We start from the raw sequence: 14,773 nt of genomic DNA on the forward strand, positions 1-14,773 counted from the left end.
GAGAACGACCATGCATCCCACTTTGACCCCCGGCATCGATGTCGCGATGGTGGTGTTTTACGCCTTCGTGTTGTTCTTCCTCTGTCTCATTTTCTACCTGCGCCGCGAGGATCGGCGTGAAGGCTATCCGCTCGAAGACGAAATGAGCGGACGGCTCGATACGCGCGGCGGGCCGCTGCTTGAGGCCGAACCCAAGACCTTCCTGCTCCCCTTCGGGCGTGGCACAGTGACGACCCCGACCAAGGGACGCGAGCCGTTCGACATTGCCGCGCGCCGCACCGACCGCTTTGGCGGCGCGCCATATGCGCCGACCGGCAACCCGCTGGTCGATGGCGTCGGCCCGGCAGCCTATGCCAATCGCGCGAAATGGCCCGATCTCGATATGGAAGGGCATCCGCGCATCGTGCCCTTGGGCGCGGCGCTCGATTATGCGATCGAACGCCGCGATCCCGATCCACGCGGCTGGCCGATCTTCGGCTGTGACGGGCTGCAGGGCGGCACCGTCTCCGAAGCCTGGGTCGACCGCGCCGACCGCCTGATCCGCTATCTCGCGGTCGATCTCCCCGCTTCGGGCGGCACCGTGCTGGTGCCGATGATGATGGTGTCGGTCGACCGCCGCCAGGCCCGCATCGTGTGCGACGCGGTAACCGCCGCCCAATTCGTCGATGCCCCGCGCATCGCCGCTGCCGACCACATCACGCTGTACGAGGAAGACCGCGTGCTCGGCTATTTCGGCGGCGGTTATCTCTACGCAACCCCGGATCGTCAGGAGCCGTTTCTGTGACCGAGCATGATTATGAGCCGATCCCCGGCCTGCCTGGGTTGCTGCCCAAGGACGAACGCATCCTGTGGCAGGGCGCGCCCGATTGGCGCGTGCTGGCGCGCACCGCCTTCCACACGCGGCTGGTAAAAGGCTATTTCGCGCTGCTGGGGGCGTGGGCGCTGGCCGCCGCGATCGCGCGCGGGCTGCACGGGCTGGGCGACCTTTCGGGCGTGGCGCTAACCGCGATGTTCGGCATACTCGCCATCGGCCTGCTCAACCTGCTCGCCTGGGGGGCGGCCAAGACCACGCTCTACACGCTGACCAATCGCCGGATCGTGCTGCGCATTGGCGTCGCCTTTTCCAAATGCATCAATCTGCCGCTGTCGCGCGTCGGCACGCTGGGCCTCGCCACCTATGCCGATGGATCGGGCGACGTGCCGATCGCGCTGACCGGGGACCGCAAGCTCGGCTATCTCGCTTTGTGGCCGCACGCCCGGCCGTGGCATGTCAGCACCCCGCAGCCGATGCTGCGCGCGGTGCCCGATGCCGCCGAGGTCGCAGCCCTGCTTGGCCGGACCTGCCTCGCCGCAAATCCGCACGGGCAATTGGTGCCGCCCGCGCCCGTCGCTCAGGCCGAGACCGGCTTTACCGGGGCGATCGCAGCATGAGCCACAGTCATGAAGTGCATTTGCCGCGCGGCGCGCTGATCCTGGCGGGGACGCTGGTCGCCTTTGCCTTCACCCTCACTGCGACGATGCGCATCGCGCATGTGCCGCCCGCCGCCTCGCCCGTGCTGCTGCGCAGTGCCGAGCATGTCGCCCCGGTCAAATCGCGCACCTTGCGCTTCATCGATGCTGCCGATCGCGGCGTGCGGATCGAGGATGTCGGCACGGGGGCAACCGCAGCGACGATCGTACCGGGCCAACAGACCGGCTTCATCCGCGGCGTGATGCGAGGGTTAGCGCGCGAGCGGCGGCTGCACGGCATCGGCAGCGCGCCGCCCTTCGTGCTCACCCAGTGGCAGGATGGCGAATTGTCGCTGACCGACACCGCAACCGGTCGCGCGATCGAACTCAACGCCTTCGGCACCACCAATCGCGCCGCTTTTGCCGCCCTGCTGAATGCCCCGGAGACCACGCGATGATCGCCTTCCGCCGCGCCAGCTTCGAGACGCCGTGCCGGATCGAGATCGAACATAGCGACGAATTCCTGTGCGCGCATGTCGAGCTGGCAGATGGCGTCGCGATCAACCCCGGCGACCAGGTGCGCGTGCATGGCGCGCCGATCGAAGTGCCCTTTGGCGAACGCCGCGTGTTCAACCGCCTCGCCACCGTCGAGCGCGCCGGCGCGATCGAGCGGCTGTGGACCAAGCTGCTCGGCCATTTCGAAATGGCGGATTTGTACGAAGTCAGCTTCTCGGATCGGAGACTGTCATGACCATGCATCGCCCGGTGACCGCCACCGACACGCTCGCCATCGCCCGCAGCGAGACGATGCTGTCGCCGCGTTTCTACACCACCGATTTCGCGGCGATGGACCGCATCGACGTATCGCCGGTGCGCGCCGAATGGGATCAGTTGATCGCCGAGATGGTCGCCGATCCCAACCACCGCCATTTCCGCCGGACTGATGCGTTTGACGGGGTGATCGAAAGCCTGCCCGATGGCCTGCGCGAGGAATTCATCGATTTCCTCGTGAGTTCGCTGACCGCCGAATTTTCCGGCTGCATCCTCTATGCCGAAATTCAGAAGCGCGCGCAGAACCCCGACATCAAGATGCTGTTCAAGCTGATGAGCCGCGACGAGAGCCGCCATGCCGGTTTCATCAACGATACGCTGAAGGATGCGGGCATCGGGGTGAACCTCAGCTTCCTCACCAAGACGAAAAAATACACCTATTTCCGCCCGAAATTCATCTTTTACGCCACGTATTTGTCCGAAAAAATCGGCTATTCGCGCTATATCACCATCTTCCGGCACCTGGCGCAGCACCCGCAGTGGCGCTTCCACCCGATCTTCAACTGGTTCGAGGAATGGTGCAATGACGAGTTCCGCCACGGCGAAGCCTTCGCCATTTTGATGCGGACCGACCCGAAATTGCTGAGCGGCCATAACAAACTGTGGATCCGCTTCTTCCTCGTCGCGGTCTATGCGACGATGTATGTGCGCGATCACAACCGCCCGGCCTTCCATACCGCGCTCGGCATCGATCCGACCGATTATGACCACCGCGTGTTCAGCGTCTGCTCGGCGATCACGCGGCAAGTGTTCCCGGTCGTGCTCGACACCGATTCCCCCGCCTTCCGCGCCGGGTTGGAGCGGATGCGCAAGATCGCTGCCCGGATCGACGACGCCAAGGCGCAAGGCGGGGTGATCGGCGCGGCCAAGCGCGTCGCGCTGACCGGTGCCGCCGCGCTCGCCTTCGCCCGGCTGTATCTCACCCCGGTGCAGCGCAACACGATTCCGGTGTCGGCGCGGCTGGCCCCGGTCTGGTGACCATTCCACCGCTTCTCTTCGCGCTGATGCTGTGGTTCATCGGGACGGCGGCGGTGGTGTGGCTCGACAGCCGCCCGCAGCATACCTTCCGCACCAGCTTCACGCTGGTCGGCTGGCTGGCGCTCATCGCCACCGGCGCGGTGTGGGCACGCGCGGACGATGCGAGTTGGGGCGGTGCCTATCTCGGCTTTGCCGCGGCGATCGTAATCTGGGGCTGGCACGAAATGGGCTTTCTGATGGGCTTCGTCGCCGGGCCCAACCGCGCGCCCTGCCCGCCGGGCGTGGTCGGCTGGGCGCGCTTTCGTGCCGCCACCGCGACCGTGATCCATCACGAAGTGGCGATCGCCGCGACCGCATTGCTGCTGTTCGCGCTCACTTGGGGCCAGCCCAACCAGGCCGCGCCGCTCACTTTCCTGCTGCTGTTCGTGCTGCGGCTCAGCGCCAAGTTCAACCTGTATCTGGGCGTGCCCAATCTCAGCGACGAAGTGTTCCCGGCGCACCTTGCCTATCTCAAAAGCTATTTCCGCAAGCGCGCGTTCAACGCGCTGCTGCCGCTGTCGATCGGCGGATCGGCCGCGCTTGCCGGGTGGGCGTGGACGCTGGCCGAGGCCGCGCCTGCGCAAAGCGGCGCTGCCACCACCGCGACCTTGCTCGCTGGCCTGGCCGCTTTGGGCGTGGTCGAACATCTTTTCCTTGTGTTGCCGCTCAGGGATGCCAAACTCTGGCACTGGGCGTCGGCGAAGAACCAAGCGGCAAAAGCCGCGATACGCGATTGATCGGGGAGGTACGCCATGGACTATGAGGCATTCTTTTCGGGGCAACTCGATACGCTGAAGGAAGACGGGCGCTACCGCATCTTCGCCGAACTGGAACGCAAGGCGGGCAGCTTCCCGCGCGCGAAGCACCACACAGACGACGGCATTGGCGAAGTCACCGTATGGTGCAGCAACGATTATCTCGGCATGGGCCAGCACCCCAAGGTGCTGGACGCGATGCACCAGACGCTCGACGCCTGCGGCGCGGGCGCGGGCGGCACGCGCAACATTTCGGGCACCACCCACGCGCATGTCCAGCTCGAGGCCGAACTCGCCGATCTGCACGGCAAGGAAGCCGCTTTGCTGTTCACCTCGGGCTATGTCTCCAATTGGGCGGCGCTGTCGACGCTCGCCGCACGGCTGCCCGATTGTGTCGTGCTGTCCGACGCGCTCAACCACGCCTCGATGATCGAAGGCATTCGCCACAGCCGCGCCGAGTGCATCCGCTTCAAGCATAGCGACCCCGAGGACCTCGACCGCCGCTTGTCCGAGATCGCGCCCGACCGGCCCAAATTGGTCGCGTTCGAAAGCGTTTATTCGATGGATGGCGACATCGCCCCGATCGCGGAGATTCTCGACGTGTGCGAACGCCACGGCGCGATGTCCTATCTCGACGAAGTCCACGGCGTCGGCCTGTACGGCCCGCGCGGCGGCGGCGTGGCCGAGGCGCGCGGGCTGATGGACCGCATCACCGTGATCGAGGGGACGCTGGGCAAGGCGTTCGGCGTGATGGGCGGCTATATCGCGGGGACGGCGGCGATGTGCGATTTCGTGCGCAGCTTCGCCAGCGGCTTCATCTTCACCACCGCTCTGCCGCCGGCGCTGGCCGCGGGCGCGACCGCCAGCATCCGCCATTTGAAGCAAAGCAACTGGGAGCGCGAGCAGCACCACGCCCGCGTTGCGCAAGTGCGGCGGCGGCTTGATGCGATCGGCATTCCGACGATGGACAATCCCAGCCACATCATCCCGGTGATGGTGGGCGATGCGCACAAGTGCAAGATGATCAGCGACTGGCTGCTGGAACATCACGGCATCTATGTGCAGCCGATCAATTACCCGACCGTCCCCGTCGGCACCGAGCGCCTGCGGCTGACGCCCTCGCCGGTGCATTCCGACGGCGATGTCGACCGCCTGGTGAGCGCGCTGTCGGAGATCTGGTCGCAATGCGCGCTGGCGCGGCGCGCGATGGCGGCTTGAGGGGGGCGGAGGGGGCACTCTGAACCACGCGGTGATTGCGAGCCAACGTTCCCGATCCACGCTCCTGATCGGGAACGGAACAGCCCGCTATTGCACACCTACCTTGATCCCGAAATTGGTGTTGAGTGCGTGCGCGCCAGCCCGCGTTATTGAGATCGTCCGCGAACCATCGATGCGGCGTATCCAGTCGTGTTCGAAGCACGCAGTCAACAACGCCGCACCAATCGTTCCGGCGATGTGCGGGCGACGTTCGCTCCAATCTAGGCAGGGACGACAGAACAGCCTGCGCGCCGTTGTACGGTTGAACGCAGTATCCACATCGACGCCGATCGATCGGAGGAACGCCACCCCTTCGGCGGATAGCTGGCCACCATCCGCCAGATCCGTGATGTATCCCTGCTCGCTCATACGATCAGCGACCGTCACCGCAATGCTGCCGGCAAGGTGGTCGTAACAGGAGCGAGCACGGCGCATCGCCGCGTCTCGAGGCCCCGTTCTCACCTTACGTTTAATGCTGTTCGTCGGCTCGGCGGCAACCGCCATGATACCTTCGATCATGGTGGCGACGGTTTCCGATGCCAGCCGATGATAGCGATGGCGTCCCTGCCGTTCGACAGCCAGCAGCCCCGCAACCGTCATCCGTCCCAAGTGGCTGCTCGCTGTCTGAGGCATTATTCCCGCAACGTTGGCAAGTTCACTTGCTGTAAGCGCGCGCCCGTCCATGAGCGCAACGAGCATCGCGCTTCGGGCCGGATCACCGATAAGGGCGGCGATTTCGGCAATTCCGGTCGTGGTCAGCATCTATCTTTCACTCGAAACAAGCCCTCTTGCAGGCCACTTCGCATATATGCCCCCCTTCATGCTTCGATGGCGGTCGAAGCATCGATCGATGCGTGCAGCCTACACTGGTCCGGTTACGACAATACCGGAAGGCTAGCTATGATAACGTGTTTCATCCGCTACGAAATCGACCCGTTTCGTGTCGATGCGTTCGAGGAATATGCCCGCAACTGGGGGCAGGCGATACCGCGTTGCGGGGCCGATCTGATAGGCTATTTCGCGCCGCACGAAGGGTCAGCCACGACAGCCTATGGGCTCTACAACATCGAAGACCTCACCGCTTACGAGGCTTACCGTGCCCGACTTCGCGATGATCCCCTCGGCCGTAGCAATTACGAGTTCGCGAAACGCGAGCGTTTCATCCTGCGTGAAGATCGCATGTTTCTCCGGCTTGCTTCTACCCCCCATGCGCAGCTGGTAAAACCATGATCGCCGTCATCTTCGAGGTCGAGTTGGCCGAAGGGCGGATGGATCGATATCTCGAGCTCGCCGCCGCATTGCGCGGCGAGCTCGAAACGATCGACGGCTTCCTGTCTGTCGAGCGCTTTCAAAGCCTGTCCACGTCAAACAGGATGGTGTCACTCTCATTCTTTAGGGATGAGAAAGCTGTTCATGCGTGGCGAAACACAATTGCGCATCGCGCCACGCAGGCCCAAGGGCGAGCGGGCATCTTCACAAACTATCGGCTGCGTGTCGCGGATGTTATACGCGATTACGGAATGGTCGATCGTAATGAGGCGCCGGCGGACAGCGTCGCTATTCATCCCCCTACTCCGCCAACCCCCGCCTCAGCCTTCGCGCGAACAGCCAAGCGGCGGTGAACACCACGGGGACGGCGGCGGCCATCACCCAGTCCTTCCAGGCATGTGCCGGGCCGGCGAGATAGCCTACCAAGGCGACGGCATAATAACTGATCGCCACCACCGACAGCCCTTCGACCGTCTGTTGCAGGCGCAGTTGCAAATGCGTGCGCGTGTCCATCGACGTCAGCAGATCGCGATTCTGCTTGGCCAGCGCAATGTCGATGCGCGTGCGCAGCAAGCTGCTGGTCCAGGCCGCGCGCTGTTGCAGATCATCGAGCCGGGCCGAGAAGGAATCGCAGGTGCGCACCGCAGGCGTCAGGCGGCGTTCGGTGAAATCGGCGAGCGTCTGATAGCCGGGGATCGCGCCGATGCCGAGCGTGTGCAGCCGGTCGAGGCTCAACTGCGCATAGGCCCGCGTCGCGCTCATGCGGTAGCGCGTTTCCGCCACCAACCGCGCAAGCTCGGCCGAGAGATAGGTGAGTTCGTCGAGCAAGGTGTCGTCCTGCGAGACTCGCTCGGACACCGCACCGGTCAGCACGGCGAGGCGCGCCTCGAGCCGGGTGACATCGGGGGTCAGGCGTTGCGCCAGCGGGAGGCCGAGCAGCGCCATGTTGCGGTAATTGCCCAGCTCCTGCAACCGCAGCACCAATTGCGCAGGCTCATCGCGCAGCAGCCCGTGATCGAGCACCAGCAGCCGCCCGAAACCATCCGGGTTGAGCCGGAAATCGGACATCACTGTCGCCTTGCCCCCCGCCACTTCGCACAGGATCAGCGCATCGGGCGAGAACAGCGTGTCGAGCGCGGCGTCATCGGGCGGGGGCGTGCCCGGCGGATAGACCGCGATTTGCGTCGCGCGGATCACGTCGCCCGGCATATCGGCCAGGATTTCGCCCGCGATGGGATCGAACAGATCGGGCGTGAAGGGCTGGTCGAAGGCGCCTTCGCGGATGAAGGTGTAGCTGGCGAATTCGGTGTGCCGCTCCAGCACCAGCGTCATGCCCGCAAGCGCGACCACGGCATATTTGCTGGCGGGCGCAAAGCCCAGGCCGTGGCGCAGCGCGATCGCATCGAAATGCGCAGCGGCACCGCCCGCCCCGGCCTCGCCCAGCACCGACACGATCTGCATCAGCCGACAGGGTGCCGCAAAGCGCGGCAAGCGGCGGACGTGCATTTCCTCCGACAGCGCGGCGCGCAGCGGGTGGCTATGGGTGTTCAGATCCTGCATCGCGGCGCCTCCGCGCGCCGCCGGGCACACAGCCCCGCGCGTGCGCAACCCCTTGGCTGCGCACGCGCGCGCATCATGGCCGCCGAGTCATCGCCTGCGGGTTGGCCATCAGCGCCGGCACCGCCTTGCCCGCCGCGCCCCCCTCGGCCGCGACGACGCGCGTCGGCGGGGGTTTGAGCGCCGGGTTGGCCGCCAGCATCGACACGCCGCCGAGCGGCTTGGACTGGCCCTGGTGGCAGGTCTGGCAGTTCACCTTATAGGGATCGCCATGCGGCCCCTTGCGATAGGCCGGGAAGACCGAGGCGAGCGGGGTGATATAGTCCGCGTTCACATCGCGCACCATGCGGATGCCGTAATAGGCCGTCACGCGCTGCGGGCGGCTGATCGTCCAGGAGCGGAACGACTGGCTGTTGTGGCAATAGGTGCAATTGACGCCGAGCGCGCTGCTCATGTGCATCATCAGGCCGTACGTCTTCTCCGCATCCTTGATCGATACGACATGGTCTTTGGACGGATATTCGCTGCTCGCCGCGACGCGGATCTGCGCCTTGCCGGCAAGATAGGTCGCGAAGGGATCATAAGGCAGCGAAGCGAAACCCACACTGGCATTGGGCGAATTCTGGCCATGCTTGTTGCGCAGAATCGTGTCGGGATCGGGCGTGCCCTCGGCGATCGCCCATTTATAGGTCGGCACGGCATTGCCGCGGTGGCAGGTGTAGCAGGTCACACCCGTATTCTTGACGTGGCTCGACCATTTGCCGTTGATGTTGAGCGTCATCTGCAACATCCGCCGCGCGACGATCTTGGTATATTTCTCGTCCGAGGCCATGTTCTCAGGGTTATGGCAGTAATTGCAGCCCTGTTCGGGCGGCGCGACCCATTGGTTGATCGACGCCATCAAATGGTTGAAGCGCTCGGTCGAGACGTTCCCCAGCACCTTCACATTCTGGTACGTCTGGCCGGCGCGCGGGCCGCTATCGTCGGGCGTCGCATAAGGCGGGGCGGGGATCGCGGCGAGCTTTACGACATGATCGGGATCGACGATCTGGTCCATGCCCGTGCCCCGGAACCCGGTCTGCTGCGTGGTCTTGGGGCCAAGCTCGCACCCGCCGAGCAGCACCGCGCCCGCCACCGCCGCGCCCGCGAAGAGTTTGCCGACCGCGCTCATTGCGATGCTCCCGGAAGCGAGGCGGGATCGACGACGCCGGTCCCCGGATAGGACGGGGCATAGCCATGCTGGATCGCCCACAGATACCAATTGTCGACGACGGTGCCCGTCAGCAGGATGCCGATCCCGCCGGTCAGCGTCGTCAGCATCGCGAACCACCACGCCCAGCGATGGATCGATTCATAGGTGGCGTTGAAGCCCATCGTCCAGCGCCAGAACAAGGCCGCGCGCTCGGCGGCGGTGCCGCGATCGGTGATATGTTCAAGCTCGCGTTCGCCGCCATAGCGGCCAACCGCCAGGATCGTCGCGCCATGCATCGCGAACAGCAAGGTCGATCCGTAAAGGAACACGATCGAGAGGCAGTGGAACGGATTGTAGAACAAATTGCCGTAGCGGATCGAGAAGGCCGCGGTCCAATCGAGGTGCGGGAAGATGCCGAACGGCACCGCCTCGGCCCAGCTGCCCATCAGCATCGGGCGGATGAAGCCCAGCACCAGCATCAGCCAGATCGCGCTGGCAAAGGCCCAGGAGACATGCGTGCCCATCCCCAGCGCGCGCGCACGGCGGAAGGTGCGCAGCCACCACAGCAACACCGATGTGGTCATCGAGAAACCGGCAATCTGCCACCAGCCGCCATGCGCCAGCGGCACGAACAGCTGGAAGCCATATTCGGGCCCGGGCGGCTCGAGCGCCAGCCACGGCAATTGCCGCACGAACTGAATGGGGTTCCAGCCGACCGACGCCCACATGTTGAGCCCGACCACCTCAAAGGCGAGGAAACCGAACATCAAGGACAGGATGCCGAGCCCACCCAGATAGATCGGCCCGATCTGCGCATTGCCGATCTTGCCCATCCAATAAGAGACGCCGGGCTTGCCCAGCCGCGGGAAATCATAGCCGCCAAGCGCCGGGCCCATTTCGGCCGGGCCGCGCAGCTGGATTTGCGTGAAGATGTTCTGATAGCTTGCCATCGTACCCCTCCCCCCTCAGGACCAGATCGGCAGGTTGAGCCACCAGCTCCACCATTCCGGCCAGCCACGGGTCCACAAGGGCCCGGAAATGATGATGCACACCGCACTCCAGAAACCCGCGCTCAGCGCCAGGAACAGCCCGAGCCGGTGGATGCCGAGCGTGCCGACCGAATAACCGATCGTGTCGCGGAAGAAGGCGTCCTCATATTCGGGCGTCTTCACTTCCCCGCCGCCAATGCCGTCCTTGGGCGTGTTCACCGCCGACAGGATCAACCCGCCATGCAAAGCGAGCGCGAGCGTCGTGGTGAAGAAGAAACTCACCGCGAGCATGTGCGCCGGATTGTAATGGAAATGCAGATATTGGTAGCCGGTGTTCGACACCCAATCGAGATGGCTGAAGATGCCGTAGGGGAAGCCAAAGCCCCATGCGCCGAGCAGCCACGGGCGGATCACCACTAGCGAGACATAAGCGAAGATCGCGACGCCGAAGGCGGCGGGCACATGATAGCCGATGCCGAGCTTGCGGCAGATCTCGACCTCGCGCAGCGCCCAGGACACGAACGACCCGATCGCGCAAATCGTGATGATCTGCCAGAACCCACCCTCGCGTAAGGGTGCCAGCGACAGGCCGTATTTGATGTCGGGCGGGGCGATGCTGATCAGCCATGGGTTCCATGTCGGCCCGAGCGAGGCGGCGTAGAAGATCAGCGCCGTGCCCAGCCCCGCAAACAACGCCGTGGTGACGCCGAAGAAGCCGACATAAAAGGGACCAACCCAAAAGTCGAAAAGGTCGCCGCCGAGCAGCGTGCCACCGCGAACACGGTATTTCCGTTCAAAACTCAGCAGCGCCATGACGACACCTCCCCAAACCCCGCTTCAGCAGGGTCCCTTCTTGCTGTGACACGCACCGCGACGCGCCATATTGCGCGCCGGGCGGCGGTGGACGTGGGCGGGTGGGATAGCGCCCGCCCACGATCGACCGGCTAGGGCGTCGGTGCGGCGGGTGCCGTGGCGGCAGCATGCGCCGTGTGCGGACCATCTAGCCAATTGTAGCGATCCGTGCTGAGCAGGATGAAGTGGATCAGCAACGCCAGCACGAACAGGAACGCGAACAGCGCGACCAGCGTCCGGCGCGGATCGAAAATAAGCCATATTCTCCACATGATGTGGACTCCTTTTTAGAGCATCGTACGATGGATCACTGAATCCAGGGCTTCCACACCCACACCAGAATATGCGCGACAACCGCGATGCTGGTGAAGATCAGGAAGCTGGTCACGAAGATCTTGTGAAATTCCTTGGCTTCGTCGGGTGTCAGGTATGTTCCTGGCCCCAACCTTTCATTTCTATTGTCGCTCATCGCTCCGTCTCCATTCTGACGACCAAGAACAGGAGCGTTGAAGGCGCTCCCCGGCTGCATCCACGCGGCCCCTGCCGTGCGGATTTCGTGTCCGCGCAGTGGCGGAAAGAGGGGGGCGGACGCTCATCCGCCGCGGCTTTCGGCAATCGCCGTCGCCAGATGATCCGACGTCACGCGCGCTTCGCCCGCGCGGCGCGCACCGCGTTCGGCGGCATCGCGAATGCGCTTGGCAGCGGAAATGCGCACCAGCACGGGCTCGCGCTCCACCACCGCATCGAGCGCGGCCTTGGCGGCATCGTCCCACGCCAGCTCGCGCTCGATCCGCGCCGGGGTCGCCTCGACCGTGTCGAGCTGCCCCGCCAGCGGCAGGATCATGAACAGCGCGTCGAACAGCGCGTTGCACACTTCCTGGATGAGATAGGTCGCGCCAGCATAGCCCATGAACGGAGTGCCGGTATGGCGGCGGATCACCGCGCCGGGGAAGCTCGCCGGAATATAAACCCCGCGCGCGCCGGTCTCGGCCATGTACATGCGCTCGTTGAAGCTGCCGAACACGATCAGCGGCGGGTTGGCCTTGATCGCATCAAGCACCGCCTGATTATCGGGCTTGCCCCCCGCCGTCCGACTGAACGCGAAATGGCAGGGCAGACCCATATCGGTTTCGAGGAAATTACGGATTCCCCGCGCATATGTGTCGGTCGCGACGATGCCGAAGCTCGCCGTGCCGAAGAAATCCTGCGTGACCGAGCGCCACAGATCCCAGAGCGGCTTGATCGTCGTATGCTTTTCGCGCTCGATGAACGGTTCGGGGTCGAGCCCGAGCAATTCGCCCAGCTTGCGCAGGAACAAGGTGGTCGAGTGCAGCCCGATCGGCGCTTGCAGATAGGGCCGCTCCAGCGCCTCGCACAACCCGCGCCCGAATTCGCGGTAGAGGCAGATATTGACGCGCGCATCGGCGAGCTTGCGGACATCGGCCAAATGGCTGCCAAGCGGGAAGACCATCCCCACTTCGGCACCGATCCCCTCCACCAGCCGCCGGATTTCGGCGAGATCGGAGGGCATGTTGAAACAGCCATACATCGGCCCGATGAGATTGACCTTGGGCCGCTCGCCGTCCTTCAGCGGGCGCAAAGCGGGCACTTTCTTGGGGCCGAATTGCGTCCACAGCCAAGTCAGCGCGCGGTCGCCCGCTTGCCATTGGTCCTCGTCGATCGTGCGCGGCAGGAAGCGCTGGATGTTGGTGCCCTCGGGCGTCACCCCGCCGCCGATCATCTCGGCGATCGAGCCGGTCACCACCACCGCGGGCAAATCGGGATCGAGCGTCGCCCAGGCGCGCTTCATCGCGCCTTCGGTGCCGTCGCGACCGAGTTCCTGCTCGCCAAGCCCGGTAACGACGATCGGCAATTCATGCGGCGGCAGCGCATCTGTATAATGTAGCACCGAGGTGACGGGCAGATTCTCGCAGCCGACCGGGCCATCAATGATGACTTGCAGCCCCTTGATCGCGGTGAAGGCGTAGACCGCCCCCCAATAGCCGCCCGCCCGATCGTGATCGAGGATGAGGGTCATACGCCGACGCTTTCTTCGGCCTTGGCGGCGGCGATGCGTTTGGCGGCGTATTTCGCCTTGAATTCGGGCCGGTCGACCGGCGTATTTTCCCACACGCCCGCACTCGGCCCGGCGCCGACCCCTTCGAAAAAGGCGGTCATCGTGTCGAAGCGCGCCTGGTTGGCGAGCGCTGCATTGACGACGAGAGCGAGGCTGCCCGCCCCGGCCGGGCCCATCAGCGGCCGCGCCGAGATGAGGTTGGTGAAATAGAGCGCCGGGATCGCCTTCTGCTTGGCATGTTGCACGACCGGCGTGGTGCCGATCGCGAGATCGGGGCGGAATTCGTCGACCGCCGCCAGATCCTGTTCGAGGCTGGCGCGATATTGCACGCGACACCCCCGCGCGATCAGCCATTCCCGGTCGGGATCGGACCAGATCGTGCGCGGGCAAGCGGTGCCGACATAGGGCACGTCCGCGCCGCTCTCGATCAGCAGCCGCGCGACCAGCAATTCCGATCCTTCATAGCCCGATACGGTGATCCGCCCGGTTATGGGCCGCGCCGCCAGCGCACCGCCGATGGCGGGCAAAAACCGGTTCTTGGCCGCATCGACCGTGTCCTGCGCGATGCCGCAGGCGGCACCGATCGCATCGAGCCAGGCGGCGGTGCCCTCAACGCCGACCGGGGCCGACCCGACCACGCTGCGCCCAGCCGCTTCGAATTCGCGCACGCTCGCGGTGTAAAAGGGGTGGATCGCGGCGACCGCAGCGCAATCGAGCGCAGAATAGAGCTCGCGCCATTCGCGCGTCGGGACGACCGGGCCGGCCGCAAGGCCCAGCGGTTCGAGCAATAGCCCGATTCCTGGCGGGTCAGCCGGAAACATCTCGCCAAGGAGAGTCACGGTCGGCCGGTCCGGTCGTTGTTTGGGCGCCGCGACCGGGCCTTGTTCGGCCTCGCGGCGCGCATAGCTCAGCATCGCGCCTGCCAGCACATCCTTGGCCTCGGCATGGGTCGGGATGCCGAAGCCCGGCACATCAATGCCGATGATGCGCACGCCATTGATCTGGTCGGGCAGCAATTGCAGCGGCACGCCCGATGCGGTCGGCACGCACAAATTGGTGACGATGACGGTGTCATATAGCGCCGGATCGGCGACCTGATGCACCGCCTCGCGAATGTCCTCGAACAGTTTTCCGGTGACCAACGTCTCGGACGAGAAGGGCACATAGCCGACGCTGCGTTTCGCCCCGTAGAAATGCGAGGTGAAGGTCAGGCCATAAACGCAGCAGGCCGAGCCCGACAGGATCGTCGCGGTGCGGCGCATCCGCAGACCAACGCGCAAGCTACCGAAGGCGGGGCACATCGATTGCGGCTGATCGTGCGGGCCTTTTGGGTAATCCGCGTCGTAGCGCGCGAGCACGTCGGATTTACCGGCCAGTTCGGCGGCTTCGCGCAAGGTGGAGCCGCTGGAGCAACTGCCGCTTGTCGCGGACAGGTCGATCCGATCACGATTTCGCTCCTCCCCTCCCTGGAAGGGAGGGGTCGGGGGTGGGTCGGCCTGGGGCGGGCGATCGGCGGCGACAACGGGCC

Annotated in this window: 18 protein-coding genes; 9 read left to right on the forward strand and 9 right to left on the reverse strand. The window is 64.9% G+C overall.

Translation table 11 applies throughout. The features are described from left to right. Positions 1-10 precede the first annotated feature (10 nt). From puhA to hemA, 7 genes are read left to right on the forward strand one after another with little or no spacing between them, the layout of a single operon-like run. Positions 11-784 carry a photosynthetic reaction center subunit H gene (gene puhA / locus ON00_RS09175; protein WP_010405216.1) on the forward strand — a complete coding sequence of 258 codons (774 nt, stop codon included), beginning with the start codon at positions 11-13 and terminating at the stop codon, positions 782-784. Next, the gene (gene puhB / locus ON00_RS09180; protein ID WP_010405219.1) at positions 781-1,431 is read left to right on the forward strand and encodes a photosynthetic complex putative assembly protein PuhB; all 651 of its coding nucleotides are present in this window, start codon (positions 781-783) and stop codon (positions 1,429-1,431) included. Before puhA ends, puhB begins: the two co-directional genes overlap by 4 nt. Then, positions 1,428-1,907 carry a photosynthetic complex assembly protein PuhC gene (puhC, locus tag ON00_RS09185; protein WP_010405222.1) on the forward strand — a complete coding sequence of 160 codons (480 nt, stop codon included), beginning with the start codon at positions 1,428-1,430 and terminating at the stop codon, positions 1,905-1,907. The genes puhB and puhC overlap by 4 nt, the downstream gene beginning before the upstream one ends. Beyond that, the gene (locus ON00_RS09190; protein ID WP_010405224.1) at positions 1,904-2,200 is read left to right on the forward strand and encodes a hypothetical protein; all 297 of its coding nucleotides are present in this window, start codon (positions 1,904-1,906) and stop codon (positions 2,198-2,200) included. Before puhC ends, ON00_RS09190 begins: the two co-directional genes overlap by 4 nt. After that, entirely contained in the window at positions 2,197-3,258 is a 1,062-nt protein-coding gene (acsF, locus tag ON00_RS09195) for a magnesium-protoporphyrin IX monomethyl ester (oxidative) cyclase (RefSeq protein ID WP_010405227.1), read from the forward strand. The genes ON00_RS09190 and acsF overlap by 4 nt, the downstream gene beginning before the upstream one ends. Further along, positions 3,255-4,034 (forward strand): putative photosynthetic complex assembly protein PuhE, encoded by a 780-nt coding sequence (gene puhE, locus ON00_RS09200; RefSeq protein WP_010405228.1) that lies wholly within the window; start codon positions 3,255-3,257, stop codon positions 4,032-4,034. Before acsF ends, puhE begins: the two co-directional genes overlap by 4 nt. Positions 4,035-4,049: 15 nt before the next feature. Further along, complete coding sequence (hemA, locus tag ON00_RS09205) at positions 4,050-5,270, forward strand: 5-aminolevulinate synthase (RefSeq protein WP_010405231.1); 1,221 nt, start codon at positions 4,050-4,052, stop codon at positions 5,268-5,270. An 87-nt stretch (positions 5,271-5,357) separates the two neighbouring features. Here the strand turns inward: hemA and ON00_RS09210 are convergent, their stop codons facing one another. Then, complete coding sequence (locus ON00_RS09210) at positions 5,358-6,071, reverse strand: ArsR/SmtB family transcription factor (RefSeq protein WP_010405233.1); 714 nt, start codon at positions 6,069-6,071, stop codon at positions 5,358-5,360. A gap of 138 nt (positions 6,072-6,209) precedes the next feature. Here ON00_RS09210 and ON00_RS09215 point away from each other — a divergent pair, with 138 nt between their 5' ends. Next, positions 6,210-6,539: an NIPSNAP family protein gene (locus ON00_RS09215; RefSeq protein WP_010405235.1), complete on the forward strand. Its 330-nt coding sequence runs from the start codon at positions 6,210-6,212 to the stop codon at positions 6,537-6,539. Beyond that, positions 6,536-6,931, forward strand: a complete 396-nt coding sequence (locus ON00_RS09220) for an antibiotic biosynthesis monooxygenase family protein (RefSeq protein WP_010405236.1) — start codon at positions 6,536-6,538, stop codon at positions 6,929-6,931. Before ON00_RS09215 ends, ON00_RS09220 begins: the two co-directional genes overlap by 4 nt. Here the strand turns inward: ON00_RS09220 and ON00_RS09225 are convergent. The 8 genes from ON00_RS09225 to bchY all read right to left on the reverse strand — a co-directional run bounded on the left by ON00_RS09225 (position 6,879) and on the right by bchY (position 14,546). Then, on the reverse strand, positions 6,879-8,138 hold the full coding sequence (locus tag ON00_RS09225; RefSeq protein ID WP_010405238.1) for a DUF3422 family protein: 1,260 nt from the start codon (positions 8,136-8,138) through the stop codon (positions 6,879-6,881). The genes ON00_RS09220 and ON00_RS09225 overlap by 53 nt on opposite strands. A gap of 73 nt (positions 8,139-8,211) precedes the next feature. After that, positions 8,212-9,306: a photosynthetic reaction center cytochrome PufC gene (pufC, locus tag ON00_RS09230; protein WP_010405240.1), complete on the reverse strand. Its 1,095-nt coding sequence runs from the start codon at positions 9,304-9,306 to the stop codon at positions 8,212-8,214. After that, positions 9,303-10,277: a photosynthetic reaction center subunit M gene (gene pufM, locus ON00_RS09235; protein WP_010405242.1), complete on the reverse strand. Its 975-nt coding sequence runs from the start codon at positions 10,275-10,277 to the stop codon at positions 9,303-9,305. Before pufM ends, pufC begins: the two co-directional genes overlap by 4 nt. A gap of 15 nt (positions 10,278-10,292) precedes the next feature. After that, the gene (gene pufL / locus ON00_RS09240) at positions 10,293-11,129 is read right to left on the reverse strand and encodes a photosynthetic reaction center subunit L (RefSeq protein WP_010405244.1); all 837 of its coding nucleotides are present in this window, start codon (positions 11,127-11,129) and stop codon (positions 10,293-10,295) included. 131 nt (positions 11,130-11,260) lie between these two features. Then, positions 11,261-11,440 carry a light-harvesting antenna LH1, alpha subunit gene (gene pufA / locus ON00_RS09245; protein ID WP_010405245.1) on the reverse strand — a complete coding sequence of 60 codons (180 nt, stop codon included), beginning with the start codon at positions 11,438-11,440 and terminating at the stop codon, positions 11,261-11,263. A gap of 35 nt (positions 11,441-11,475) precedes the next feature. Continuing rightward, on the reverse strand, positions 11,476-11,637 hold the full coding sequence (gene pufB / locus ON00_RS20150) for a light-harvesting antenna LH1, beta subunit (RefSeq protein ID WP_010405246.1): 162 nt from the start codon (positions 11,635-11,637) through the stop codon (positions 11,476-11,478). A 123-nt stretch (positions 11,638-11,760) separates the two neighbouring features. Continuing rightward, complete coding sequence (bchZ, locus tag ON00_RS09250; RefSeq protein ID WP_010405247.1) at positions 11,761-13,206, reverse strand: chlorophyllide a reductase subunit Z; 1,446 nt, start codon at positions 13,204-13,206, stop codon at positions 11,761-11,763. After that, complete coding sequence (gene bchY / locus ON00_RS09255; protein ID WP_245535629.1) at positions 13,203-14,546, reverse strand: chlorophyllide a reductase subunit Y; 1,344 nt, start codon at positions 14,544-14,546, stop codon at positions 13,203-13,205. Before bchY ends, bchZ begins: the two co-directional genes overlap by 4 nt. Between the last annotated feature and the right edge of the window lie 227 nt (positions 14,547-14,773).

The sequence above is a fragment of the Sphingomonas echinoides ATCC 14820 genome (assembly GCF_000241465.1).
Classification (GTDB): domain Bacteria; phylum Pseudomonadota; class Alphaproteobacteria; order Sphingomonadales; family Sphingomonadaceae; genus Sphingomonas; species Sphingomonas echinoides.